The 25393-nt window shown below is 65.7% G+C and carries 23 protein-coding genes and 1 tRNA gene; 16 read left to right on the top strand and 8 right to left on the bottom strand.

The window, feature by feature from the left end:
- Positions 1–13 precede the first annotated feature (13 nt).
- Entirely contained in the window at positions 14–757 is a 744-nt protein-coding gene (locus tag FZP69_RS11035) for a DUF7504 family protein (protein WP_152041345.1), read from the top strand.
- A gap of 90 nt (positions 758–847) precedes the next feature.
- Positions 848–2959, top strand: a complete 2112-nt coding sequence (locus FZP69_RS11030; RefSeq protein WP_240137553.1) for a hypothetical protein — start codon at positions 848–850, stop codon at positions 2957–2959.
- Positions 2960–2971: 12 nt separating this feature from the next.
- Here FZP69_RS11030 and FZP69_RS22545 read toward each other — a convergent pair whose 3' ends face one another.
- The 3 genes from FZP69_RS22545 to FZP69_RS11020 form a co-directional block, all read right to left on the bottom strand.
- A complete protein-coding gene (locus FZP69_RS22545) occupies positions 2972–3112 on the bottom strand; it encodes a DUF7503 family protein (RefSeq protein WP_192918544.1) in 141 nt (46 codons plus the stop codon).
- 282 nt (positions 3113–3394) lie between these two features.
- The gene (locus FZP69_RS11025) at positions 3395–4009 is read right to left on the bottom strand and encodes a response regulator transcription factor (RefSeq protein WP_152041344.1); all 615 of its coding nucleotides are present in this window, start codon (positions 4007–4009) and stop codon (positions 3395–3397) included.
- Between the two features lie 166 nt (positions 4010–4175).
- Positions 4176–5255 carry a TrmB family transcriptional regulator gene (locus FZP69_RS11020; protein WP_152041343.1) on the bottom strand — a complete coding sequence of 360 codons (1080 nt, stop codon included), beginning with the start codon at positions 5253–5255 and terminating at the stop codon, positions 4176–4178.
- A gap of 7 nt (positions 5256–5262) precedes the next feature.
- Between FZP69_RS11020 and FZP69_RS11015 the strand changes: the two genes are divergently transcribed.
- Complete coding sequence (locus FZP69_RS11015) at positions 5263–5763, top strand: hypothetical protein (protein ID WP_152041342.1); 501 nt, start codon at positions 5263–5265, stop codon at positions 5761–5763.
- Between the two features lie 62 nt (positions 5764–5825).
- On the opposite strand, the gene guaB is transcribed toward FZP69_RS11015, so the two are convergent.
- Positions 5826–7319, bottom strand: a complete 1494-nt coding sequence (gene guaB / locus FZP69_RS11010; RefSeq protein WP_152041341.1) for an IMP dehydrogenase — start codon at positions 7317–7319, stop codon at positions 5826–5828.
- 567 nt (positions 7320–7886) lie between these two features.
- Between guaB and FZP69_RS11005 the strand changes: the two genes are divergently transcribed.
- From FZP69_RS11005 to FZP69_RS10980, 6 genes are all read left to right on the top strand, one after another.
- Complete coding sequence (locus FZP69_RS11005; RefSeq protein ID WP_152041340.1) at positions 7887–8837, top strand: DUF5794 domain-containing protein; 951 nt, start codon at positions 7887–7889, stop codon at positions 8835–8837.
- 54 nt (positions 8838–8891) lie between these two features.
- Entirely contained in the window at positions 8892–9290 is a 399-nt protein-coding gene (locus FZP69_RS11000; protein ID WP_394350150.1) for a secondary thiamine-phosphate synthase enzyme YjbQ, read from the top strand.
- Positions 9291–9362: 72 nt separating this feature from the next.
- Entirely contained in the window at positions 9363–9587 is a 225-nt protein-coding gene (locus FZP69_RS10995) for a DUF5795 family protein (protein WP_152041339.1), read from the top strand.
- A 56-nt stretch (positions 9588–9643) separates the two neighbouring features.
- A tRNA-Trp gene (locus tag FZP69_RS10990) sits at positions 9644–9820 on the top strand.
- A gap of 511 nt (positions 9821–10331) precedes the next feature.
- Positions 10332–11264: a hypothetical protein gene (locus FZP69_RS10985; protein WP_152041338.1), complete on the top strand. Its 933-nt coding sequence runs from the start codon at positions 10332–10334 to the stop codon at positions 11262–11264.
- A gap of 521 nt (positions 11265–11785) precedes the next feature.
- Entirely contained in the window at positions 11786–12646 is an 861-nt protein-coding gene (locus FZP69_RS10980) for a hypothetical protein (protein ID WP_152041337.1), read from the top strand.
- Positions 12647–13412: 766 nt separating this feature from the next.
- Here the strand turns inward: FZP69_RS10980 and FZP69_RS10975 are convergent.
- Positions 13413–14204, bottom strand: a complete 792-nt coding sequence (locus FZP69_RS10975; RefSeq protein ID WP_152041336.1) for a GTP cyclohydrolase III — start codon at positions 14202–14204, stop codon at positions 13413–13415.
- 163 nt (positions 14205–14367) lie between these two features.
- Positions 14368–14643, bottom strand: a complete 276-nt coding sequence (locus FZP69_RS10970; RefSeq protein WP_152041335.1) for a hypothetical protein — start codon at positions 14641–14643, stop codon at positions 14368–14370.
- Positions 14644–14719: 76 nt separating this feature from the next.
- Between FZP69_RS10970 and FZP69_RS10965 the strand changes: the two genes are divergently transcribed.
- The 4 genes from FZP69_RS10965 to FZP69_RS22540 all read left to right on the top strand — a co-directional run bounded on the left by FZP69_RS10965 (position 14720) and on the right by FZP69_RS22540 (position 19030).
- Positions 14720–15508 (top strand): HAD-IIA family hydrolase, encoded by a 789-nt coding sequence (locus FZP69_RS10965; RefSeq protein WP_152041589.1) that lies wholly within the window; start codon positions 14720–14722, stop codon positions 15506–15508.
- A gap of 327 nt (positions 15509–15835) precedes the next feature.
- Positions 15836–16768: a hypothetical protein gene (locus FZP69_RS10960; RefSeq protein WP_152041334.1), complete on the top strand. Its 933-nt coding sequence runs from the start codon at positions 15836–15838 to the stop codon at positions 16766–16768.
- A 454-nt stretch (positions 16769–17222) separates the two neighbouring features.
- Positions 17223–18224, top strand: a complete 1002-nt coding sequence (locus FZP69_RS10955) for a lysylphosphatidylglycerol synthase domain-containing protein (protein WP_152041333.1) — start codon at positions 17223–17225, stop codon at positions 18222–18224.
- A gap of 665 nt (positions 18225–18889) precedes the next feature.
- The gene (locus FZP69_RS22540; RefSeq protein WP_192918543.1) at positions 18890–19030 is read left to right on the top strand and encodes a hypothetical protein; all 141 of its coding nucleotides are present in this window, start codon (positions 18890–18892) and stop codon (positions 19028–19030) included.
- A 105-nt stretch (positions 19031–19135) separates the two neighbouring features.
- Here FZP69_RS22540 and FZP69_RS10950 read toward each other — a convergent pair whose 3' ends face one another.
- Positions 19136–19543, bottom strand: a complete 408-nt coding sequence (locus FZP69_RS10950; protein WP_152041588.1) for an OsmC family protein — start codon at positions 19541–19543, stop codon at positions 19136–19138.
- A 29-nt stretch (positions 19544–19572) separates the two neighbouring features.
- Positions 19573–19842 (bottom strand): hypothetical protein, encoded by a 270-nt coding sequence (locus tag FZP69_RS10945; RefSeq protein ID WP_152041332.1) that lies wholly within the window; start codon positions 19840–19842, stop codon positions 19573–19575.
- A 28-nt stretch (positions 19843–19870) separates the two neighbouring features.
- Between FZP69_RS10945 and FZP69_RS23345 the strand changes: the two genes are divergently transcribed.
- The 3 genes from FZP69_RS23345 (at position 19871) to FZP69_RS10930 (ending at position 25390) form a co-directional block, all read left to right on the top strand.
- A complete protein-coding gene (locus FZP69_RS23345; protein ID WP_343198881.1) occupies positions 19871–20074 on the top strand; it encodes a hypothetical protein in 204 nt (67 codons plus the stop codon).
- Positions 20075–20380: 306 nt separating this feature from the next.
- Positions 20381–21004, top strand: coding sequence for a hypothetical protein (locus FZP69_RS10935; RefSeq protein WP_152041331.1), 624 nt, complete (start codon positions 20381–20383; stop codon positions 21002–21004).
- A gap of 165 nt (positions 21005–21169) precedes the next feature.
- Positions 21170–25390, top strand: a complete 4221-nt coding sequence (locus tag FZP69_RS10930) for a PKD domain-containing protein (protein ID WP_192918542.1) — start codon at positions 21170–21172, stop codon at positions 25388–25390.
- Positions 25391–25393: the final 3 nt, after the last annotated feature.

The following is a 25393-nucleotide window of genomic DNA, read 5'->3' as shown; positions in this document are numbered from 1 at the left end:
GTCTGTAACACAGATGGGAGTCGGAGAGGACAATCGGCCGGGAGACGCGGGAACGGAATCGTTCGTCGACGCGCTCGCGGCGCTCAAGCGGCAGGGAAGCGCGCTCCTGGTCGTCGGAGCCGTCCCCGAAGAGGCGTACCACACGGCCTCGCGAGCGATGCTCGGCGACGGCGACACGACCCCCCCACGCCGACGCCTGCTCGTCACACCGGGGCCGCACGGACGCGATATCGTGGACCGGTTGCGGGCGACGGGTCCCGTCGCCCCCGAGCTGACCCACGTCGTGACCTGCGGCGACGGGGCGCGTGGCGTCGTGGCCGACGCCTCAACCGACGACCCCTTCGCGTCGCCGGCCACCTGGATTCCGGACGCGGCAGGTCCCTACGCGAAGACCGGCACCGACGGAGCACTCGGCGAACTCGGGACGGCGATCAGTCGGTCCATCGAGAGCTTCTGCGAGGTCTCCGGTGGCCTCGAACCCGCGGAGCTTCGCGTCGCGTTCGACTGCCTGCCGTCGCTGACCGAACGGTTCGACGACGAGACGGTGTTCCGGTTTCTCACCCTGTTGACCGGACAGGTCCGTGCCGCCTCGGGGATGCTCCACGTGTGGCTCCCCGAGCCGCGCGACGCGTGGCTGGTTCGGCTCTTCGAACCGCTGTTCGACGCGGTCGTCGAACTCCGGGTCAACGGGCGGCTCGCCCAGCGCTGGGAGTTCCGCGACGCGAACGTCTCCACGGACTGGTTCGAGTTCGACTGAGTGGACGGGCGAACGGCGTCGACGGTCGCACGGCCTCGGCGGCGGTCCGTCGACCAGTAGCTTTTACCGCTGTGGCGTACTGTCACGAGTATGTCTGACACGGGCGGGCAGCGTCACGCGTCGGACGGGTTCGGCGTATCGTTCGCTCCGCTGGCGGACGACGCCGGAGTGCTCGTCACCGATCCGATCGAGCGACACCGGTTTCGCCTGTTCACGTCCACGTCCCCGTCGTTGTCGCCCGCCGATCCGTCCGCGCTCCGGTTCCCGGTCGCCGACGCCGTCCGGTTCGTCACGGAGCACGTCGACCTGCCGTCGGTCGTCTCCGTCTACGTCCGCGACGGCGACGGGCGGATGCTCGCCGAGGCCGCCCACTTCGCGGACGAGTCCTTCGACGCGGGAACGTACGAACTCGAACTCTGCGCGCCGATGAAGCTGTACCTCCGTGTCGAGGGAGCGGTCGCCGTGACCGCCGACGCCGCACGGACCCGAATCGCGTTCGACGGCCCGACCGAGGTCCTCGTCGGGGGGCGTTCGCACCACGAGCGGCCCGCGACCACGGTGACGACGACCGACGACCCGACCGACGTGATGCGCGTGCTCTCGACGTTCTCCTCGGCGCTGAAGACCACCTCGGTCGAGCGGTCGTACCCCACGCTCCGGGGACACCCGCCGCTGGTGGAGGTCGGCGACGCGGTGTCGATTCCGGCGGGGTTGACGACGCCGTCGACCGGGGTCACGATCGAACTCCCACCGACGCTGAAACACGCGTACGTCGCCGCGCCGCTCGCGTACTACCTCGGGGCCGACCTCGTCCCGGGGGGGACTCCGCGGATCGTCACCGACGAGGGCTTCGAGCACCGGCTCGAGACGCCCCGTGGGTTCGAACGCGAGGTCGAGCGGGTGCTCAAGCAGACGTTCCTCTTCGACTGTCTCGTCCGGACGGAGGGCTACTACCGGGTCGATCTCCACGAGCGCGCGGCCGTCGAACCCCGCGTCGACCTCGATCTCGCCGCGCTCTACGACGCGTCGCTCGCGGAGCGCCTGGCGAGCACGCTCTCGGTGCCGTACCGGACGGTCCGCGACCAGATCCCCGAGTGGAAACTGACGACGCACGTCGCGCCCCGCCCGGACAACGTCGAACTCCTCCCGTTCGCAGTGAACGACCTCGCGGTGGTCCGGACGCCGCAGGCGACGGCCGTTCCGACGTCGGAGGTGCAGTCGACGGCGGTCGGCGAGTTCTTCCGCGCCGGGGACGGCGGCGAGGTCCGGAGTTCGGCGGCCACCACCAGTCGGGCGTACGTCCAGCCGGAAACCACCGACTCGCTCGAACAGGCCTGGATGGGTCACGGAACGCCCCTCGGCGCGTCGAAGACGACGAAGGCGGCGTTCCACAACCGTCTCGACCGATCGCCCGCGCCGGACAGCATCGACATCGCCGTCGTCTGTAACGACGCGCGGATGGTCGACGAGCGCGACGTCGTCGACGGGGTGTACGGCTCCCGGGACGAGCTCCCGTTCGACGTCACGGTCTCGTACGATCTCACGGTCGAGGAGCTCCGGGACCTGCTCACGACGGACGCGGAGTTCCTCCACTACATCGGACACATCGACGCCGATGGATTCGAGTGTGCCGACGGTCGGCTCGACGCCACCGCCCTCGACGACGTCGGCCCCGACGCGTTCCTCCTGAACGCCTGCCAGTCGTACGAACAGGGCGTCGCCCTCGTCGACGCGGGGGCGATCGGCGGCATCGTCACGCTCAGCGACGTGGTGAACAGTGGCGCCGTCGAGATGGGCAAGACGCTCGCCCGGCTCCTCGACCGCGGCTTCCCGCTCGGCAACGCCCTCGACGTCGCGGGCGACGACAGTGCGCTCGGGAGCCAGTACGCCGTGGTCGGCGACGGTGGGTTCGCCATCGCACAGTCCCAGAGCGGCGTCCCGAACGTCTGCGTCGTCCGTCGCGTCGACGACGACCGGTTCGAACTCGAGTACCGGGCGTTCCCGACGACCGACCGGGGGATGGGGAGCCTCATCATCCCGTACCTGGAGACGAACGAGACGCACTACCTCTCCTCGGGGACGATCGACACCTTCGACCTCTCGCGCGACGAACTGGCCCAGTTCCTGTCGCTCGAGGTGACTCCGGTCGTCGTCGAGAACGAACTCCGCTGGAGCGACGAACTCGACGTCGCGTCGCTCTGATTCCGGCCCCGGCTACGGTCCCGAGGTGACGCCCGCGTTACCGGCGAGCGCGCTTCCCGCCTGTGACAGCAGCAGGACGATCGTGAACAGTGCACCCATCATGCGCGGGTGGTCCGTGAGGTACGCCACCAGCGCGGTGTTGTCATCCGACATGGGACGTCCTGACAGTCAGGGCGCGACGAGATGAATATTTTCGTGTAGTTCTGATACTAAATTTATTTAATTAAGAGCTATTTAAACTCACTAAACGCACAGGGAGGCGATGAGCGGTTCTCGGCGGCGGTGCAGGCCCGATCGCGGAACATGAAAGACAGTTTTCAAAAATCAGGGAGAGCAGGTCCCGGGTGCGACCGATCGTATGTCGGACGAGTTACATCTAGTGGGCGCGATCGTCGGCGGGCCGCCCCCGCACCGTCGGCGGGAGGGGGACGGCGGTCAGAAGAGGTCCGTCGCGTCGTCGTCCCCGTCGTCTTCCGCGGCGTCCCGGCCAAGGTCGTGGTACAGGGAGGTGATGTCGTCGCCTTCGTCGAACCGAGTGAGCGTCTCGTCGAGCTGCTCTCTGAGCGAGGTGAGCTGTTCGTCGAGTTCCTGGTACTCCTCGCTCTCGGCCAGCGCGGTCGGTCCCTTCTCGGATTCGAGCAGGGCCTTCTTCGACGCGAGGGAGAACAGTTCCTGAACGCCGGAGTCGTAGGCGTTGCGCAGGAGGAGGTTCGAGACGGTGTCGTGGAGGGCGTCCTTCGAGACGGGTTTGACGAGATAGTCGTCGAACCCCATGGCGACGATGTCGAAGTCGGGTTCGACGGCGGTCACCATCGCGACCCGACAGTCGAAGCCACGCGAACGGATCTCCGCCAGCGTCTCGTCGCCCGAGAGGTCGGGCATCCGTCGGTCGAGGAGGACGACGGAGACGCTCTCGTCGAGTTCCTCCAGTGCCTCTCGACCGCCGTACGCGACGCGGACGCGGTAGTCGTCGTCGAGCCACGTCGCGTACAGGTCCGCGAGGTCGGGCTCGTCTTCGACGATGAGCACGACCGGTGTCTCGTCACTCATGGGTTGGAGGATGTGGGGTCGATCGGCGACCCGATGGGTGTAACACTGCGACGACGAGTGAACGTCCTGTCCGGTCGAGAAGCCGGGTCGTCGTGTGCAATCCCGGGCATAACGCTCGCATCAGTGTCGTACTTCATAGGTGGGGCCACATATAACTACCTCTCGCTCAGGCCACTCCAGTCATCTCTCGGACAGTAATGCGCGTCGCTTCGACGTCTTCGAGCACGGCACCCCACCCGCCCACGCTGTAGACGTCTCCGTCGGTGGCGACGGTCAGGCTCACCTGCCCGGCCAGCTGTGACAGCGCCGGCGCGCCGTCGGAGGAGGTGCCGCCCGAGTACCGGACGTCCCTGACGTCACCCACGAACGACGTCGGCCGACCCGTGCTGGTCTCGAACCCCTCGACCGCGACACGGACCCGCGCACCGTCGCTCAACAGCGGCTCGATCTCGCGGACGCAGTGGCGGATGTCGGCGTAGTCGAGCGGGAGCGACGCCGACCGGGAGGAGTAGACCGTGTCCCACACCTCCCAGAGACAGGTGAGGAAGTACCAGTGGAAGACGTAGGTGAGGGTGTAGTCGTCGACGAGGACGCCGTACTGGTTCAGCGAGTGCGCGTGCGGCGCGAAACACGTGTTCGTGCGGTCGACCAGTGCGACGAACGGCGTGGGGAGCGTCCGATGTCGGACCTCGGTTACCACTCCGTCGAACGACGCGCTGTCCGGGAGTTCCTCGTCGTCCTCGTCGGTGTGAATCGAGAGTTTGATGATCGCACCGCTGTCGAACGCTCGGCGGAGTGCGGGACGGAGCTGTTCGAACTGCGTCGGCGTCACCGCCAGCTGGACCTCGTTCTCGGCGTTTTTGATGAGCGCCGCCGCTCGGTCGAAGACGGTGTCGAACCGCTTGACGATGCTCACCTTGTGTGTGTCGACTGCGGGCTCCTCCCAGCGGTCTTCGATCTCTTCGGCGGCGTCGGTCAACAGCGTCGCGCGCTCTCTGAGGTCCGTGAGCACTTCGTCCGGATCCCGGGCCCGGGCGTGGAGACTGTCCTGTTCGTACGTCTCGATGTACCCCTTCGACTCGAGATCACGGAGCACGTCGTAGATCCGTGCGGTCGGGACGGTGCAGGCGTCGGCGATCTCGGTCGCACTCGCGGCACCGAGCCTGAGAAGTGTGTTGTACGCCTCCGCCTGGTACTGCGAGAGACCAGCCTCTTCGAGTGCCGCGCGGAGTTCGGCCGTATTCATCGGACGTATGTCACCACGGACGCAGATATTAATAATCTTCCTTACGCGTCCGCGACGTGTCGAAACCGTCACAAGGACCGCTCGATCGCCGGCACGGGGGATCGTCATCTCACCTCCCTGTCGGAACTGTCGTCCCACGGCCACGCTCGTCGCCGGGACGGCGCTGTTCCTGTACGCCCGGTACGGCGACCTGCTCGCTCCGCTGGGGATTCCCGATCCGGCGACGGTACTCGGTCCGATCGCGACCGCCCGGCTCGCCGACGCGACGACGGACCTCGTGCCGAGCGTGACGAACAGCCTCTCGACGGGACCGGTCGTGGTCGCGGCGCTCGCCCTCTCGATGAACTACCCCCTCACGCGGCCGGAGCTGACGACGATCTCGTCTCTCCGACACACGCTGCCGCGCCGCGATCCCGCCCAGGTGGTCGTCACGAGCGCGGCGTTCGGGACCGCGTTCTCCCTCGTCTTCGGGGCGCTCTGGACCGGCGCGGTGTCGCTGGTGCCGTGACCTGCGCGGGACGCGACCGTCCTCGATGCGGCGGGACGCGACCGTCCGCTCCGGCGTCGACGCTACTGGTCGGGGCTGTAGTTCGGCGCTTCGTCCGTGATCATCACGTCGTGAGGGTGCCCCTCGGTCTGCCCCGCGGCGGAGACCCGGACGAACCGCGCTCGCTGTTTGAACCCGGGGATGCTCTCGGCCCCGACGTACCCCATCCCGGATTTCATCCCACCGACCAGCTGGTGGAGTTCGGAGGCGAGCGTCCCCTTGTACGGGGTGGCGGCCTCCACGCCCTCGGGCACGAACTCCTCGCCCTCGTCGGCGTCCTTGAGGTAGCGATCCCCACCGCCCGAGCGCATCGCACCGACGGAGCCCATGCCTCTGTACTGCTTGTACTTCTTGCCGTTCATCGTGATGACTCTCCCAGGGGCCTCGTCGGTGCCGGCGAAGTACGACCCCAGCATGACGACGTCGGCACCGGCGGCGATGGCCTTGATCGCGTCACCGGAGTAGCGGATGCCACCGTCGGCGATGACCGGCACGCCCTCCGGAGCGGCCACGTCGGCGACCTCGGAGACGGCGGTGATCTGTGGCATGCCCGCGCCGGTGACGACGCGCGTGGTGCAGATCGACCCGGGACCGATCCCCACCTTGACGCCGTCGGCGAAGTCGACACAGGCCTCGGCCGCTTCCCGGGTCCCGATGTTGCCGACGACGACGTCCGCGTCGACCTCCTCTTTGATCGCCCGCGCCGAGTCGAGGACGTTCATGTTGTGCGCGTGAGCGCAGTCGATGAAGAGGACGTCCGCGCCGGCCTCGTCGGCGGCGACGGCGCGCTCGTCCTCGAAGGGGCCGACGGCGACCCCCACCCGGAGGCGGCCCTCGTCGTCGCGGGCGGCCTCCTCGTGCTCGCGGCGCTGGAGGATGCCCTGCATCGTCACGAGCCCCACGAGGTGCTCGTCGTCGTCGACGATGGGGACGCGCTCGATCTTGTGGTCGTACATCAGTTCGAGCGCCTCCCGCGCGGTGACGTCCGTCGTCGCCGTGATGACCTCGTCCGTCATCGCCTCGCGAACCTGATCGGACTCGCCGACTTCGAGGAACGGCCGGATGTCCGTCCCGGAGATGATCCCCAGCACGGTGTCGTCGTCGTCGACCACGGGCGCGCCGGAGACGCCCGCGCGCTCCATCAGTTCGTCGACCTCACGGACGGTCTGTGTGGGCGACGCCGTGACGACGTCCTCGCGGCGGATGAACAGTTCGTCCGCACGCTTGACGGCCTCGACCTGCGCGGTCGTCTCTTCGACCGTCATGTTGCGGTGGAGCACGCCAAGGCCGCCGTTGCGGGCCATGCCGATGGCCATCTCGGCCTCCGTGACGGTGTCCATCGCGGCCGACAACACGGGAATGTTCAGCGTGACGTTTCTGGAGACGCGTGTGGCAACGTCGGCGTCGTCGGGTTCGACCCGCGACTCCATCGGTCGCAGGAGGACGTCGTCGAAGGTCAACGCCTCCGGCACACGGAGTTTCGCCGAGAACGGATCGGAGTCAGCGTCCTTCGCCATATAAGCCGTCAACGAGCGGGCGACAAAAGCGTTGCGAGAACTGCACGTGTGTGGGCGTTGCTCGCATCCGCGCGCCGGGAGATGTCCACGGTGGTGGATACGTCCCGCCTCGACCGTCGGTGTCTCGTGGCCGGCCCAACGGCGGGCCGTCGGCGCTGGTGTCGTCGTCCGGTAGCCGCCAGCGGGCCGACGTGCGTCGGAATACGTGTCGCAAGCGTTGCCACCGAGACGGCACATCGTCGAACATCTCTCGATCTATCGCGGGTTTCAGCGACTATCGTTCGGCACGGACCGCATTCGACAGCCGTTCTGTTGCTAGGTGCGGACGCGTCCCACACAACGCTTAATATCCCAGTCCGGCACATTCGGCACATGGACTCCGAGCGTTCCATCGCGACGCGCCGTGCCGGTGAGTCGAGCCGTTCGACCGGCAGCCGATTCTTTACAGCGATGGAGCGCACATTTAAACCGTCCAACGGCCACAACCTCACCGAGGTCCCGAGGGAGTCCGGGTCGGGCTTGCGCCCGTATCGCCGTTTGGCCGCTGGTGACGGCCTCTGACGTGAGATGAGCGTCTCTCGTCACCCGGTCGCCCTCTCCGTCGAGCGACAGGTCGGGAAGTCGACCCGCCTGCTCGCGACGGTGATGGCGCTCCCCCTCGTCGACGGCATCTTCCCCGCGCTCGTCCTCGCTGGCGCCCTCACCTACCCGTTCGGAATCCTCGAGACCGGCCTCCTGGTGTTCGGTGGGTCGGCCACCGTGGCCGTGATCCTCGCGGAGATGGACGAATCGCCGCGCGAGATCGTCCCCTCGATCCTCCTCCTGGGACTGGTGCTCGTCCCCGTCGCGGCGATGGAGGCGGCGCTGGCTCCGACGATCGAGAGCCTGCTCGACATGGAGACGTTCCGCCGGTTCGCCGGGCTGGTCATCGTCGCCGTCGCGGCGAAGACCGCGTCCGCACGCGTCGGCGAATACCTCCCGCGACCGGCGGTCATCATCGGCCTCGGCCTCGTCGCCAGCGTCCAGCTGGGGAGCCCCGACCTCGTCGTCACCACCGACCCCGTTCTCGTGGGGAAGGCCGCGGCGACCGCCGGCGTCGGCGTCGCCTTCGCGCTCGCCGTCGCGCTCGCGGGCCCGCAGCTCCGCGGCGTGGTCGACATCGATCGGTTCCGCTTCGGCTCGTCGGTCGCGCTCGGGATGCTCGCGCTCTCGGTGCTCGAACTCATGCCGACCGAGGCACCCGTCGCGCTCGGCGTGCTCGTCGTGACGGCCGTCTTCTCGTTCGATCCCGACGGCTCGGCCGCGCCCGTGGCCGGCGACGCGGACGAGCCGGACGACGTCGACGCTGCCGCCGACGAGACGACCGACGTGGACGCCGATCCGGAGCGGTCGCCCGTGTCCGCGGGAACGGGAACCCCGGCCGTCGCCGACGGCGGCGACGGCGACCCGGTCCAAGAGGCGGACGGCGACGCCTACCGGTACCCCCGGAGCGAGGACTCTCGGCTCCCCTGGCTCTGAGTCGGTTGTACGGTCACGTTCGGAACAAGAGCCTTCTCGGTGCCCCGTGTCGGTGTGATCGTGAGCCGATTCACCGTCTCGACCGACGAGCGACTGACCGTCGTCGACGTGACCGACAGGGTCGCCGACGCCCTCGACACGTCCGACGCCACGAGCGAGCGCGTCTGCACCGTCTTCGTCGAACACACCACGGCTGGCGTCGTCGTCAACGAGGCCGAATCGCGGCTCCTCGGCGACGTGGAGACCTTCCTCGGCTCGGTCGTCCCGGACGAGGGCTGGGACCACGACCGGCTGGACGGGAACGCCGACTCGCACCTGCGGGCGCTGCTGCTCGGGAACAGCGCCTCGGTCCCCGTCGTCGACGGCGACCTCGCACTCGGACGGTGGCAGTCGATCCTCCTCGTCGAGTGCGACGGGCCGCGCGATCGGACGCTACGGGTTGTCGTCGACTGATCGCGTCGACCCGAGACGCTCCCGCGAGCGACGAGGACGAAGGCTTACTTGCACGGCTCTCCATCGACGCGTATGAGCAATCGCGTCGTGCAGGGTCGCATGGTCACGCCGGACAAACTCGCGGAACTCGTCGAGGGGTCGCGACCGATGGAGACCGACGGCATCGAGGAGGCCGACCGCGACTGCCCCGACTGCGGCGGCAACGTGCTCTCGGTGGGCTACATGCCCTCGGTCACGGAGTTCGTGACGGGGTACAAGTGCCAAGAGTGCGACTGGAAGGACGCCGACCGGCGCTGACCCGGACCGCGTGAATCGAAAGCCCTTTTAATCGAATCGCCATACGGAGTGGTGCAGGGGTCGTGGCCAAGCCCGGCATGGCGACTGACTCCAGAGGCTACCGCCCGGTGACGACACTCCAGACTGATATACCGAGCGACCGACTGATCATCGGTCGTGTTGACGACCCTCTGGAGGACCGAGGCGCGACCGGAGATATCAGTCGATCGGGGGTTCAAATCCCTCCGACCCCACTACTTTCCGCGCGAATTACACGGCGAGCACCGCGTCGCGTGTGCTCGCCCACCGTGAGCGCGGTGCGTCGTTGACGAGGAGGATTTGTGCCCAGAGGCCGAGCGAAGCGAAGGCCTCGCGGTTCACAATCCCTCCGACCCCACTACCGTTTCTCAACCACCGCAAACGCACCGCAGAGCCGCTGTACCAGCCAAATCCCGATTTAGCCCCGAGATTAATTGGCTGGATTTGAATACCGCATCGAGTCACCCCGACGCCATCTGCGGATTAACACAACGCCCGTTTCGCGATAAAAGTTCTGGTAATAAATAAAAAATCGGGCCACCCCACCGCAGGGTAGCCCAGGCTTACAACTCCTCCAGACTCTCTGCCAACTCTCCGACCCCTTCCTCGTCCGCGCTCGCGTAATTTAAGATGGAGTCGCTGTGACGTGACCGTGGGCGCTTTTTGTTTGTGGCTATCATTTTTATCCTCGCACAGGATACAATCCGGTAGTCGGTGAATATCATAATGTCATCCGAGGACAATCCTATTTCACGCATCAAATCTCGACTTACAGCTGCGGGAATGCCAGGGGTGGTGGTAATCGTGCTTTTAGCGATTGTGATGATCTTGATCGGGTATATGTTGTGGACACAGCCGATCGCGAATAATACTGGGGCAATTATGACCGGTCTCGGGGCGCTTGGAACGCTCTTTCTGGCCTATTCTACGCTTATGACAGTTAAGCAGAACCGATTGACGATCGAACAAAATGAAGATCTCGTCTCGTTACAGGAGGAACGCGTAGACAAATTAGATCGAATGAACAAGAAGGAAAAATATCAGGTCATACACGAGCAGGTAATCCAACCTGCGAAAGATGTGATTGAAGAGAATAAGACAAAATTAGAATCAAATTCCTATAACTGGAATAAACAGGGTGGATCTGATTTTAAAAAAATACACGATCATATACAAACTCACGAAACAAATCTCAGAGTCTTCGAAAGCGAGTTCGATGAACTAAGCGAGTCATTCAGCAAACATGACAACTTGATCGATGAGTTCGATAGTGATGCGACTACTTTCTCAAAAGCTCTGTCTCGTGGTATTCGTGATTGGTTGCGTGCAAGAATGCCCGAAGAGGATAAACAGACACAAAACGACGCTGTTGATGCTGTGATTGAGCAGATCGTTAACAATCGGAAAAGCACATCTGACCTACCAGATGCGGTGTCCCTCTCCCCTCAGGAGATCCAAGCTACCCATGGGGGAAGCGAGAAGTATTCGATAGGACTTAGCGAGTCATATATGTCAGAATTAGATACTTTCAAGAACACTAAACAGGAACTGATAGATTTTATAGATGATTTGATGCGGGCTTTGCTTGACGCAGAGAGTGACCTTTCTGAGGAATATTTCATCGCTCTTGAGGAGCCTGACCGCGATCCTGACTCCTGATTGAACTGCGTATCGCCGGGGTCATCGGTCCGCCGTCAGTCGCGGCTTCATGTCCAAACTGCGATTCTGTGCAGATGAGTATCCTCATCGTGTCGCCCGTCGCCCGAACACGAACACAAGGAGGGCCGATCAAGGACTGGTGGCGATTGGGCCTTGTTGCAGAAGGGAGACACTGATTCAATGTGCGACGAGGGAAGTCGAGTCTTCTCAACGCACAACCCCTCTCAGGTTAGGACGCGAGATATGTTATTCTGTCCTTGTTGAAACCCCCAAGTGGTGACAGATTGCAGCAGCCGTGCTGAATATAACGCGCGAGTCGGCCATAGAGTGGCTGAACGTGGATAGTTACAGGATCACTACGTACAGAAATATACTGGTTCGGATACTCGCAGACTGAAATATTCGTATAAGCAAGACGAGACGTTTCTGTATAGCGATTTTTCTCAAAGGTACCTATTAGACCTCTGAAAAGGACCGTTTTATCCGAACTTTCAACATTGTGTGTCACTTCCTCCTGGAGCGTGACTAGTAAGAATCAGGATGATGACATCGGCGATGATGAAAAACACTCATCTACAGATTTCGTTGACCAGTTAGACAATGATGAGAAATGGGAGGTGCTGAATGCGCAGAAGGATATCTCGATCCACCTCTATACTCAAACAATTCGACTCTGTCAAGTTCTCCTCACATTGATCGGACTCACGTTCACGGGACTTGCTGTATTTGGGCCTGGGTCTGTTGCGTCAGTTTTCCAATTAGAAGATTTTGGCGCGGCACGAGAGGTGATCGGGTTCTGGTCTTGGCTACTACTTTTTGTGATTATGTTGACTCATCTATTCTGGGCGTTTGCTAAGGGATTGGTCTTACTCTCCACAATCGGAATCAGAGTTGCTCTGGATGGTCTTGCTGTGCATCCGATCGTTGGGGATGAGATTCAGACCAACTCTGATGATGGGAAACTTGGATGGATCCGGGCAAATCAATTAACAATCGCTTCCGCCGAGGATGACCTGAGAAATGCTTACATGAATCTAACATGGCTCTTCATTCATCTTTTGCTCGCGATAGTGCTCTTTTATGCTGTTACGTACCAATCGCTTATGTTGCTGTATGGACTTGGAACGTCAACGGGAGTCATCTTTATGATCGCATTGATACATATGCTTCCGACTGACGAAAACCGACGGCAAAGCCTACTTAGAAAGGTCACTGACGAACCACCTCATCAAGGAGTCCGGATGATCCTTGGCGATCTGTATGAACGTTCAGAAGCAACAAGCAATTCACGAATTGGGACGTGGAGACAGTTCATCACTCAAGCCTGGTACTTCCTTTTGATTCTCCCCCATCTGATTATCAGTCTTACTCTCATTATATAAACTCGATACCAGAACCAGTGTCCCGACTGACGTTATACGCGATCTTCGGGGCCGAAATACCCCAAGTAATTTCATATACCTAAGTATCAGTCGCTCACCACCAGTTTGCTGGAAATACTACTTTTCTTTGCTGAATATACCCTATGTATCTCGCACGCTGTTCCTATCAGCCGGTGGATAGCAAGAAGATCGAATGTACGGATCTTTTTGTCAGCCCTCCGAAACCGTGTACTCCGTCCGGGGTTTTGAGACTGGACTCTTCTGTGAATGATTCAACCGCCCAGACTCTTGCGCTCGTGCGGTGGATTCAGGATTCACTATCGTTCCTTGCTCACCCAGTTGGAACGGCATTGAGTCCCCATACGTCGGTCTCCTCCCGAGGGGATCTCTGGGACCCAACAAAACTCTGGCTTCTCACAAAAATTCTACGCGGGGACTTACATAAGAGATTACCCCCACCCCGGTATCGTGTTGTCAAAACTATTCCACGGGCTTCGATACGACGCGGCTACTATCAGTGTCGTTTGGATGGCATGGACCCGCCAGCAGCAGCCCCGGCAGCTTGGCTCTCATTTGGGAAGCACGGAGCTTGGTTAGTCTCCGTCTTCGGAACCATCGTCCAAGGTGAGCAGCGTGTTCCGACATCAGTACCACACTAAGCTCTGTAGATACCTCCCGTCGTCCCTTGCTGTCTTGCGTTGCTGATTCGTTTCGAGGTAGACCGATACGCCGCACTCGCTCCGTTCCCACTATGATCCATGCCGAGTTAGTCCGACTCCACTCCCGCCGGTGCCGCGTGCGGCCCGAACTCCACTTCGGTCCCGTCGTGCCGACACGTCTCCAGCGCGTGTTTCGCGGCCATCCCGGCGTCGTGGGCGGTCGCCCCGGCGCCGACGCCGACTTTCAGTTCGACGCCGACTTGCTCTTCGACGTGGTCGATCGCCCCGCGGTAGTCGGCGTCCGACAGCGTCGGGCAGACGGCGATGATGTTGTCGCCGCCGACGAAGAACGAGAGCGCCCCGTGCGCCTCGCGCATGTAGCGCATGAGCGTCGCGTACCCCTGTTCGATCTCGATGAACGAGTCGAACTCGTTGAGCCGGTCGGTGTACTTGCCGGTGGCGTCGTTGACGTCGAAGTGGGCGATGTGGACGTCGTCGTCGGTCCGGTCGGCGAGCGCGAGCGGTGCGCCTTCGAGCACCTGGCGGCGGTCGCCGTCCTGTGCGCTCCCCATCCGCTGGAGCCCCTCGGTGGCGCGTTCGAGCGCGACCGCCGGTACGGCGTCGACGCCGATGCCGAGGCTCACCGTCACCGGATACCGGTTCCCGATCGACTCCTGCAAGAGCGCGTGGTCCTCGCGCGAGAGGCCGTTCGTGACCGCGACCATGTTGTCGAAGCGCGTGAAGAAGACGTAGCCGTCGCGCGCGCCGACGAAGTTCGCGAGGTCGGCGAACAGCCGCGACTGCATCGTCTGGAGGTCCATCTCGCGCCGAGGCTCGGGGGTGACCGTCCACGGCCCGTAGTTGTCGATCTGGACGAGAGTCAGCTGCGTATTCGTCACGACTGTCACGTAGGACGGGGGGGATATGCCTCCTTTGGTTCGCATCACACTCGTGAGACGCCCGTCACGAATGTGAGACGATCCCGTGTGGGGCCTCCCGACTATCGCGAAACTGGACACGGTCGGGGCCGGCTGTCGAGTCGGTCAGACGCCCGCCGAGTCGTCAGGCGCCCATCGGGCCGGTCAGACGCGCCCGGACGAGCGACAGGGCGACGACGAGCACGAGCCACGCGACCAGCCACAGGAACACCCACGTGAAGACGATGGCCGTCGTCGACAGCAGCGGGACGACGCTCGCGACGGCGACGACCCCCGAGTAGCCGAAGACGAGGGCGACGACCGCCACCCCGACGCTCACGACGCCGCAGGTCGCCTGTCCGACGCGTCCGACCCCCGATCGCTCCCCTGGCCGCGCACAGGCGTTCGGTTCCCCTTTCATGTGTGATGATACCACGTACCACGACTTAACGATGTCCCCGACCGCGACATTCAACCCTGGCGGCTCCAACCCTCCGGTGATGATCAAGGGTGTGATCCTCGACGTCGACGGGACCGTCGTGCGTGGCGACGAGGCGCTCCCGGGCGCTCGAGAGGGGCTCGACTGGATCCGCGAGGCGGGCCTCCGTCGACTGTTCGTCTCGAACAACCCGACGAAGGAGCCGGCGGCGTACGAACGGCGGTTCGCCCGTGCGGGGTTCGAAGTCGCCGTCGACGAGGTGCTCACGGCGGCGACCGTCACGACCCGCTACCTCGCAGAGCGCCACGGCGACGACCGGCATTACGTGGTCGGCGAGGAGGGTCTCCGGTCGATCCTCCGGGAAGCCGGTCTCGACGTCACGGCCGATCCCGCCGAGGCGACGGTGCTCGTCGCGTCGATCGACCGCGCGTTCGACTACGACGAGCTCTGCGTGGCGATGCGCGTGCTCCGGGAGGAGTCGGTCCCGTTCGTCGGCACCGACCCCGACATGGTCATCCCGGCCGCCGAGGGAGACGTCCCGGGGTCGGGCGCGGTCATCCACGCGATCGCGGGCGTCGTCGGACGCGACCCCGACGCCGTCCTCGGGAAGCCATCGGCGTTCGCCCGCGACCTCGTCCAGTCGCGAATCGGCCTCGATCCCGGGGAGTGTCTCGTCGTCGGTGACCGCCTCGACACGGACATCGCGATGGGTGCCGACGCGGGGATGAAGACGGGGCTCGTCAGGACCGGCGTCACGGACGAGGCGACGCTCGCCGGATCGGCGGTCGAACCGGACTACGTCCTCGACTCGCTCAGCGACCTCCCCGGTATCGACGAGTTCGCCTGAGCCGCGGCCACGACCGCGTCCCCGCCTCCATCTCCAGTGGGTTTCCTGGTTTCGTCCACTGTCCGTCCGTTCTCGTCGATCCGGTTCCCGGGAGGGATTCGCAGTCGGATCCGTCCACTCTACGACTGCACTCTCTCAGACGTGCCAGAACGGCCGTGCAGGATACAGGGCGACTCGGTCACTGGCCGCTCGTCGTCCGACGGTAGCCTGAAGCGAGAGAGACGGACGGTGCCGTTCACGAGTCGAGCCGGGCGACCCGTCCAGCGAATTCGCCGACCGTACGACCCATCAGACACTTACCCGGGCGGACGGTATCGCCGTCCGTATATGCGACAGCCCTCCTGCACGCGTCGGGGCCTGCTCCGTCGCGGGACGACGGCCGCCACGACAGCGACGCTCGCGAGCCTGGCTGGCTGTTCGGGAATCGGATCAGTCGTCGACGGGAGCCCCGACGTCCCGTACCCTGCCACGTGGCTCCCAGCGCCCGACCGCGTCTTCGCTGCGGACGCCGACCCTGTGCAACGGTGGTACCCGTTCCGTGCTCGACGCTTCGACGAGCTGGCAACGTATCTCGAAGACCGCGGAAAATCGTTCGAGCCGACGGCGCTGTATCAGGACGGCAGTGCCCATCCGGTACTCGACATCGACCCGAGCCAGGCATATATGGAGATCCGTACCGGCGGGCGAGGACTGTCGGTACTGGAGACGGATCTCCTCGCCGACGACATCGTCGAGGCCTTTCAGACCCCGGAGTCGGGCGAGCCGCTTCGAGAACCGTTCGACCGTCTCGGCGAGTACGACGGGTATCGGCTGTTCGGTGCCCCCGACACCGACTGGGTCGTCGGCGTCGAGGCTGGGGTCGTCGTCGAAGCGTTCGCCAGTATGGCACCCGACCCGCTGGGCGACAAGCGAACGGCCGTCGAGGCGATCATCGACGCTCGAGACGGCGAGGGACGGTACACTGCCACGGACGAGACCCTGGCGGGTGTCGTCCGTCGACTCGGCACCGGAATGACTGTCAGCGTCGAGCCACCAGCCGCCGGGGCCGACGACGCTGACGGCGAGCCGGTCGCGAGCGGCACCGCCCGTACGAACGCCGAGGCCGAGAACGCTACACGAGTGCTCGCGTTCGCGACGGGCGACGCCGCGGAGGCGTTTGCCTCGGACCCGCAGTCGGACGCGACGCGCACGTGGGAGGAGACGACGGTCTCCCGCGACGGCCGGTTCGTGACGATCACCGGCACGAGCCATCCGGCGTGATCGTCGACCTCGCTGCCCCTTTCAGTCCCATCTCACTCGGCGATGGGCCACGCGCGTGGATCGTGACCGGACGCACCGGATCCGGTGCCACCGGATCGGTCGAAATCCACAGTTGCCGGCCGTCTGTCGAGACCGTGCCGAAGACAGTGTGCGTCTCTCGCGCCGAGAACCACGACCGACGAACGCTCCCACGGGGGTCGCGACGAACGACGGCGCGTACCTGTGCATGCTCGCTGCCACGCAGACGTGCTCCGTTCAGTTGTATCGATACGGGCCTACCAGGGAACGGAGACGACCGGCGGAGAGGAACACGTCGGTGGGACCCGTGGTTTCGTTGGGACTCTCTGGCTGCGACCAGGGCCGTCCCCTCGCTCGTCGCTTCCGAAACGGCGGATTCTCCGACAGCCGGCGTACTGCGGAGGCTTTTTTACTGCTGTCCGCCCCGCTCCGAAACGTGCACCGACACCTGCGGTTCGTCCTCGGCGTCCTCCTGGGCGGAGGCGCCCTTGCGGCTTTCCTCTGGTACGTCGGCCCGACGACGGTACTCACGCGCGCGTCCGCCGTCACGACGTGGGCCGTCGCCATCGTCGCCGTTTTGGTCGTCGCCGAGGCAGCCGCAGACGGTGTCGGCGTGTGGGCTTCTGTCCGCCCGCTGAACGGCGGGCTTTCGGCGCGACGGAGCGTCCAGTTCGCGTTTGCCGGTGACTTCTTCGACGTGCTCAGCCCGGCGGGGCCGGTCAGCTCCGAGCCGATTATGGCCCAGTTCTTCGGCGTCGCGACGGGGACCAGCTACAGCGAAGCGCTGGGTGTCCGCAGCGTCGCAAAGTACGTCAAATCCGCCTCGCAGTTGCTCCTGTCGGTACTCCTCGTGAGCGTCCTCCTCGTGGGGGGCTCCGCACCGCGGTCGCTGTTCCTCACGCTCGGCGGCGCTGCGCTCGTACTCGGCGTCGTGGGGGCCGCCGTCGTGCTCGCGCGCGACTGGGTGACCCGCGCCGTCGTCGTCGTCCTCACGCCGGTCGTCGCGACGATATCGAGCCTGTACCGTTCCGAACCGCACGGACGAGACGCGGTCGTGGACGCGGTCGCTCGCTTCCGGACGCGAGCGGCCGCGTTCGTGGACGCACCGGGCCTGATCGCGCTTATCGCCGCGGGTGGCCTGCTCGAGCAGTTCCTCACAGCCGGCGCGCTGTGGATCGCGCTCTCGGGAACCGGTACCGGCGTCGCGCTCATCGCCGTCGTCGCGCTGGTTCCGCTCCCACAGGCAGCGAGCGTCGTCCCCATCCCCGGTAGCCTCGGCGCGTACGACCTGTTACTCGCCGGCGCGCTCGTCGCCACGACCGGCGCACCGGCAGCAAGCGCTGCCGCGGCCGTGCTCGTCGTTCGGACTTTCGGGCTCGGCGTTTCGCTCGCTGGGGGCGGATTGGCAGTCGCGTTCCTCCGGGGATGGCGGCCGTGAGTCGGTCGGATCGTATCACCCGGACTGCTCACGAAGACGACTGGGCGGACGACTCTCCCCGCTACATTCAGTACGAGGTTTCGACAGTCGTTGGAGCGACCGACGACACACGTCCACGATACAGCCTCCGTGCCCCACACGAACGTCCCGATAGCATCACGGCGGTTCGGCTGGCTTCCGCGGTGTAGAGGGCGCGTCTCGTCGTCGAGTCCGTCGGCTCGGGGGCCACGACGAAAACGTCCAGACGTTGCGACAAGTGTCTTCCCCCGACCGGGCCTCGTTCCGGTTCCACACCGCACGCGACCACGAGCGACTCCGATACACTGGACTCGCCCCCGCTCGACGGCGACCCCGTCGGCGCTGGAGCCGCGACTGCTCACCGTACCGACGACGCGGGGAGGGAGCGGATCCCCTGCGTCTGCCGGCGTATTCCGCGCCCCAGCGCCGTGAGAGACGAGCCTCGGGCGTCGACCATATCTGCTGTACCGGTGTCGAGAGGATCCGACCAGTACTCGATCGACCACGGTGGAGCGTACGAACACTGCTGCTCGTCGCTCTGGGACGCGTCGGTCGATCACTCCTCTCGCCCGGAGCCGTCCACGGAGTCGCGTCGCACGGGAACGTCTGACGAAGGATTAAATACGTGTGGTGTGATACCGATGTACATGAACGAGTCGGCAGAAGAACCCAACAGTCCGTACGTCTTCCGCGAGGAGCGGGAGTCGCCCCCGTCACACGATCCCGAGGAGCGCGAGGTCGTCATCGTCGACGGACGCGCGATGAGCTACCGGATGTACCGGCGGTAGCACGGTTTCTCCACGGTGCGCGTCTCCGCAAGCCGTGGCTGTCCGCGCTCGTCGCGGGCGAAAACGTGGGGAGAGTCGTCTCGTTCCTCGCCGCGATCCGAACCGTCAGCCCTGAATCTCGGCGTCGCCGTGGACCGCGATGTCGGCGTGGAGTTCCTCACGGAGCGCCGCGTGGACGTGGCAGATGCCCTCGGCGCGCTCCGTGATGTCGGCGAACGTCTCGTCGTCGAGGTCTGCCTCAACGTGGATGTCGAACCGGATCGCCGAGAGGTCGTCGTCGTCGTCGAGGTCGGCCTCGGCGTCGATCTGGATCTTGCCGAGGTCGTCGTGGCCCGTCTGCTGGCCGCCGACGCGGAACGCCGGCAGGAAACACGAGGCGTAGTCCGCGACGAGCACCTGGTTCGGCGTCGGACCGTCCTCGCCGAGTGCGTCGATGTCGAGGATGAAGTCGCCGACCTGACTCTTCGAGGCGAAGCCTTCGGTACTGAGGGTGTGTGTCTGGATATCCGTCATAGACATGATACGCACGGAAGCGGACGGACTTAAAAACTGATACTCCGGACTCCGCCCGTGCACGACCTCCTCGCTGCCTGGTCCGGGGCCGGAGCCGCGTCGTGCCCGATCAGCGGAGCGTCGGGCGTGATCTCGGCGCCCGCGAGGACGCGCGACACCGGGCAGTTCTCCTTCGCTCCCTCGGCGTACTCCACGAACGTCGCCTCGTCGATGCCGGGCACGCTGGCCTCGACGACGAGTTCGATGTGTCGATCGTGAGGCTTCGAGGACGACGACCGGACGAACCCGGAGGAACTCATCGCGGCCGCACACGCGGGCTGCTACGCGATGGCGCTGTCGAACGACCTCGCGTCGGACGGGCACGACCCGGAGCGCGTCCACGCGGAAGCGAACGTCCACCTCGACGTGGAGGCCGTGAGAGATACGAGGACGACCCCTCGTACGCGCCGTTGCCGAGTGCCATCGTCTCCTGGCCGTTCTTCAGGTCGCCTTCCCACGTCGCCTCCGAGCGTCCAACTGGCATACGAGTGATAGCTCTCTCGCCACTCTGGTGAGTCCTCCCACGAACGCGTGGCGGTCGGCAGTCGGCGGGTCGTCCCGACCCCGAACGGTCCACGGTGTCCGGTATCCGAGCCGGGACGGCGGTCGTCCGTTCCGGCGCGCGCAGCGTGTCGAACCTGCCATGAGAGTTAGGTGTGTCGGGTCCCGAGCGTCGACCGTGTTCGAGAACGGACCGGATCTGGCGGTGCAGGACGACCATCGACCCGACCGCCTCGTCGACCGACCGGGCGATCCGTCGGGTCGACCGCGACGGCCACCGGGGCGCGCGTCGAGACGATGAGTGGCGACGACCGCCGTGACGCCGGTGACCGACACGACGACCCGGTCGCCCGGACGATCGTCGACGGGACGTCGTTCCACAGACGACGGCTCGCCGTCGGGATCACCAGGCTCTCACAGCGCCGGAAACTCACCGTCTTCGCCACGACGGCCGGCGCGCTGGCGCTCCTGTTCCCGATCGGGCTGACGCTTCCTCCCGGGGTACGGGACGGCTATCTGGGCGGGATGCCACTCGCGGCGTCGCCCGCGATCCTCGTCGTCGGACTGGTCGGACTCGCGGCAGAACTCACTGCCGGCGTCGCCGTCACAGCCGTCTCGTTCCTCGCACGCGAGGCGGCGCTCACGGAGCGAGAGGCGCTCCAGCTCGTCGCCGTCGACAACGTCGCCACGATGGTCGGTCTCGGCGTCGGGACGCTCGCGGTCCTCTCGGCGCTCTGTGGCTTCGGGCTCGGCTACGCCGGCGTCGACACCGTCCGCGCGTTCGCGTCGCCCTCGAACGGCGTCAGCGGACCGTACGCACCGCTCCCCTGGCTCCCGTCCGTGACCGTCGTCGCCACGGTCGCGCTCGGCGTCGGCTGGCTCCTCGCGCTCCTCGCCGCCGTCGTCGAGCGGGAGCTGTAAGCGGTGTCGCTCGCCCCTCGCTCTCGTTCGGCTATCACTCGTGATAGCACCGAGAGTGGGTTTTTGTAACCGACCGCCGGTACTGCACGCAGACGACGATATGGTCGGAGACAACCGGGGGATTCGGGAGTGACTCGCCCGCGACGACGCAGTTGGCTCGTTCTCGTGATCGTCCTCGCAGTCGTCCTCACGGCCGTCGCGTGGCACGGACCCGTCGGCGACGCACGCGGCGCCGACTGTACCACGATTTCGGGCGCGACGGTCGTCAGCACCCCGGGATGTTACGTCATAGACGGGAACGTCGAGGAGCACGAGGACGGCAACTACGTCGAGATCGAGGCCAGCGACGTGGTGCTCGACGGCGACGGACACACGCTCGAGGGGGGTGGGAACAACAACGCGGTCCACGTCGATGGATCGTACTCGAACGTCACCGTTCGGAACCTCACCGTCGAGAACTGGGACCGCGGCGTCTTCGTCAAGGACGTTACGGACGCGACGGTTCGCGACGTCGTCGGCCGTTCGAGCAAGCACACGATCGAGTTCGACGGGACGATGTCGTCGACCGTCGACAACGTCTCGGCGTCGTCGAACGCCGAGTACGGCGTCTACCTGAAGGACGCGACGGGGACGACCGTGGTCGACACCACCGTCCAGGGCAACGGTGTGGACGGCGTCTTCGTCGACGGCGGCGACGCGACGCTGACGGCCGTCACCGCGGACACGAACACCGAACACGGCGTCCATCTCAAAGGTGCCGACGGGTCGACGGTACGCGAGGCCACCGCGACGGGGAACACGCTCCACGGTGTCTACGTCGAGGACGCGCTCGACGGTCGCGTCGTCGACTCGGTCGCGGACGACAACGGCGACGCGGGGGTCAGAGTCCACCACAGCGATCGCACCGTCGTGACGAACGTCACCGCCGACCGCAACACCCACGGTGTTCACCTCTCCTCGCCCACGACGACGTTGAACGACAGCCGACTCACGGCGAACGTCGAAGGGGTTCGTCTCAAAAAGCACGTCCACACCGTGGCGAACGTCACGGTCGAGTCGAGCTCACAGTACGGGATCTACCTCGACGAACCGGACGACAATGTCGTCCACGGGAGTCGGATCAACGCCAGCGGCACCGCGGGGATCTACTTCCCGGACGACAGACCCGAGAACAACCTCCTCTACGACAACTACCTGAACAACTCCGAGAACGTCCGGTTCGCCGGGAACGTTCCGCCGACCGACTGGAACGTCTCGCGCCGGACCGGGACGAACGTGGTCGGCGGGGCGCTCGTCGGTGGCAACTACTGGGCCGCCCCCGGTGGCGACGGCCCGAGCCAGCTGTACGACAACGCGGACGGGGACGCGTTCCTCGACACGTCGTACACCGTCGGGAGCGGGACGACCGACAGCCACCCGCTCACGGACGTGACGGCCGCGTTCGACGTGACGCCCGCCCCGTACGACTTCGGCAGCGTCGCGTTCGGCTCGACGGCGTCGCAGTCGTTCACGGTCGAGAGTCGTGTCGGCGGCGACGTGACGGTCGACGCGTTCGCGCTCGCCGGCGACACGGGGTCGTTCGCCGTCTCGACCGATCCCTCGCCCGTCACGCTCTCGACGGGCGGGACGACGACGGTCGACGTGACGCTCTCCCCCGCAACGACGGGCACGCTGTCGGCGACGCTCACGACGGACGCCGCGACCGACGCGTACGACACGGAGACCGCGCTGTCGGCGACGATCACGGACGACACCGTTCCGACGGCGACGACGCAGGCCGACGTGACGGTCGACGATGACACGGCGGTCGGGTTCGACGGCACGGGGTCGACGGACGACGTCGGCATCGCCAGCTACGACTGGGCGTTCGGGGACGGGACCACGACGACCGGCACGACGCCGAGCCACACGTACGCCGCCCCGGGAACGTACACCGCGACGCTCACCGTGACCGACTTGGTCGGGAACACCGACACCGACACCCGGACCGTGACCGTGACCGACGTGACCGACCCCGTCGCAGAGGCCGGCGCGAACCGGACCGTTCACGTGAACGATCAGGTCAGCTTCGACGGGACGGGGTCGACGGACGACGTCGGCGTCGTCTCCTACGACTGGGACTTCGGCGACGGGACCACGACGAGCGGGGGGACCGTGACGAACACGTACACGACGACGGGGACGTACACCGTGACGCTCACCGCGACCGACGCCGCCGGCAACGAGGGCACCGACACCGCGACGATCGAGGTCAACGGGACGTTCTCGCCGATCGCCCGGCCCGGCCCCGACCGGACCGTCGACGAGGACACGACGATCGGATTCGACGGGTCGGATTCGACGGACGACGGCACCATCACCTCCTACGAGTGGGACTTCGGCACCGGCGACGTCGCGACCGGCGTGACCCCGACGTACACGTTCGACGACCCCGGGAGCTACGTGGTGAACCTCACCGTCACCGACGACGTCGGTAACGTCGGCTCGAACGAGACCGTGGTGACGGTCCGCGACGTGACGGATCCGACGGTCGACGCAGGGGCAGACACGAGCGTCGACGAGGACACCTCGGTGTCGTTCGCGACCGCGACCGCGACGGACAACGTCGGTGTCGTCTCGTACGACTGGGAGTTCGGGGACGGCAACACGTCGACGGCGGCGACGCCGAGCCACACGTACACCACGCCGGGGAGCTACACCGCGACCCTCACCCTCACCGACGACGCGGGCAACACGGCCGACGACACCCGGACCGTGACCGTCGCGGACGTGACCGATCCGGTCGCGGCCGCGGGCACGGATCGGACCGTCTCAGTCGGCGAATCGGTCGCATTCGATGGCTCCGGCTCGACCGACAACACCGACGTCGACTCGCACGACTGGGCGTTTGGCGACGGGACCACGACGACCGGCTCGACGCCCAGCCACACGTACGACACCCCGGGGACGTACACCGCGACCCTCACCGTGGCCGACGCCGCCGGCAACGAGGATACGGCGTCGGTCACGGTGTACGTCTCGGACACGACCGACCCGGTGCCGGACGCCGGGGGCGACCGGACGGTGACAGAAGGCAGGTCCGTCGAGTTCGACGCCAGCGGCTCCACCGACGACGTCGGCGTCACGGCGTACGTGTGGCAGTTCGAGGACGGGGAGACCGTGACGGGCCCGTCGACGACCCGGACGTTCGAGTCGACCGGCGCCCGGTCGGTGACGCTCACGGTCCGCGACGCGGCCGGCAACCGCGCCTCCGAATCCATACAGGTCACGGTGACGGCCGACACGACGAGCACGAGCGGTGGGGCCGGGGGTGTGCCACCACCGACGGCGGCCGACCCGACGCCGACACCCGCACCCACCACGTCGACGCCGACCGGAACGGCGTCGTCCCCGGACCCGACGGTCCGGACCGGGGAGGCGGACGTGACCGCAGGGACCCCCGCCACGATCGAACTGGCCGGCGGCGACGCGGAGGCCGATCGCGACGTCGGCGTGACGGAGATCGGCTTCACGCCGTCGGTGAGCGAGCGGGTCACGCTCCGCGTCACGACAGGGCGAGACCTCGACGGGTCGCCGGCGTTCGACCGCGAGGACAACACGGCGAAACTCTCGCACGTACGGGTCGACCACTCGATCGACGACGCCGACGTCACGGACGTCTCGGTCGGGTTCAGCGTCTCGAAGGCGCGCCTCGCCGATCTCGGCGTGCCCGCCGAAGACGTCGCCCTCTACCGCTACGAGGACGGCACGTGGACCGAGTTACCGACGGCCGTCGTCGGCGAACGCGACGACGGCTACGCCTTCAGCGCGTCGTCGCCCGGCCTCTCGGAGTTCGCCGTCGGGGCGAAGCAGCCGAAGTTCGCGCTCCAGACCGTCAGGGTCGACGTGAACGAGATCCGCGTCGGGGACGACCTCCGGGTGTTCGTCCGGATCACCAACGACGGCGGGGCCGACGGCTCGTTCGTCGCGAACCTCCTGATCGACGACGCGGTCGTCGAGCGCCGCGAACTGACCATCGCTGCAGGTGGGCGGCGACAGGTCCGGTTCGAGCGCCCCATCGAGGCGGTCGGCTCCTACACCGTCCGGGTGAACGACGCCGTCGCCGGCGAGGTGATCGTGACGAAAGCGGGCGACACGGACACGACGACCACCACCGACGCCACCACCGACACGGCTGCGACCGTCGGCACCGACGACGTCGCGCCGGTCGGAGCGGTCCTCCTCGGCGTGCTCGCACTCACGGGAACGCTCGTCGGCTACTACCGACGGCACTCGGGCCGATCGATCGGTGCCACCGACGAGGCGACGGACGCCGACGACGTCGACGACCCGACTGACGACGCACCGGACACCGACGGCGGGGTCGAGGACTCGACCGACCGCTGACGA

The sequence above is a fragment of the Salinigranum salinum genome (assembly GCF_009176545.1).
Classification (GTDB): domain Archaea; phylum Halobacteriota; class Halobacteria; order Halobacteriales; family Haloferacaceae; genus Salinigranum; species Salinigranum salinum.
Note: the sequence above shows the minus strand (reverse complement) of the source record. Positions and strands in the feature narration are given on the sequence as shown.

Bases quoted from the DNA above. Each gene is read 5' to 3' on its own strand.
- FZP69_RS11035 (WP_152041345.1), top strand. From the start codon at position 14: ATGGGAGTCGGAGAGGACAATCGGCCGGGAGACGCGGGAACGGAATCG.
- FZP69_RS11030 (WP_240137553.1), top strand. From the start codon at position 848: ATGTCTGACACGGGCGGGCAGCGTCACGCGTCGGACGGGTTCGGCGTA.
- FZP69_RS22545 (WP_192918544.1), bottom strand. From the start codon at position 3,112: ATGTCGGATGACAACACCGCGCTGGTGGCGTACCTCACGGACCACCCG.
- FZP69_RS11025 (WP_152041344.1), bottom strand. From the start codon at position 4,009: ATGAGTGACGAGACACCGGTCGTGCTCATCGTCGAAGACGAGCCCGAC.
- FZP69_RS11020 (WP_152041343.1), bottom strand. From the start codon at position 5,255: ATGAATACGGCCGAACTCCGCGCGGCACTCGAAGAGGCTGGTCTCTCG.
- FZP69_RS11015 (WP_152041342.1), top strand. From the start codon at position 5,263: ATGTCACCACGGACGCAGATATTAATAATCTTCCTTACGCGTCCGCGA.
- guaB (WP_152041341.1), bottom strand. From the start codon at position 7,319: ATGGCGAAGGACGCTGACTCCGATCCGTTCTCGGCGAAACTCCGTGTG.
- FZP69_RS11005 (WP_152041340.1), top strand. From the start codon at position 7,887: ATGAGCGTCTCTCGTCACCCGGTCGCCCTCTCCGTCGAGCGACAGGTC.
- FZP69_RS10995 (WP_152041339.1), top strand. From the start codon at position 9,363: ATGAGCAATCGCGTCGTGCAGGGTCGCATGGTCACGCCGGACAAACTC.
- FZP69_RS10985 (WP_152041338.1), top strand. From the start codon at position 10,332: ATGTCATCCGAGGACAATCCTATTTCACGCATCAAATCTCGACTTACA.
- FZP69_RS10970 (WP_152041335.1), bottom strand. From the start codon at position 14,643: ATGAAAGGGGAACCGAACGCCTGTGCGCGGCCAGGGGAGCGATCGGGG.
- FZP69_RS10960 (WP_152041334.1), top strand. From the start codon at position 15,836: ATGCGACAGCCCTCCTGCACGCGTCGGGGCCTGCTCCGTCGCGGGACG.
- FZP69_RS22540 (WP_192918543.1), top strand. From the start codon at position 18,890: ATGAACGAGTCGGCAGAAGAACCCAACAGTCCGTACGTCTTCCGCGAG.
- FZP69_RS10950 (WP_152041588.1), bottom strand. From the start codon at position 19,543: ATGACGGATATCCAGACACACACCCTCAGTACCGAAGGCTTCGCCTCG.
- FZP69_RS10945 (WP_152041332.1), bottom strand. From the start codon at position 19,842: ATGAGTTCCTCCGGGTTCGTCCGGTCGTCGTCCTCGAAGCCTCACGAT.
- FZP69_RS23345 (WP_343198881.1), top strand. From the start codon at position 19,871: ATGGCGCTGTCGAACGACCTCGCGTCGGACGGGCACGACCCGGAGCGC.
- FZP69_RS10935 (WP_152041331.1), top strand. From the start codon at position 20,381: ATGAGTGGCGACGACCGCCGTGACGCCGGTGACCGACACGACGACCCG.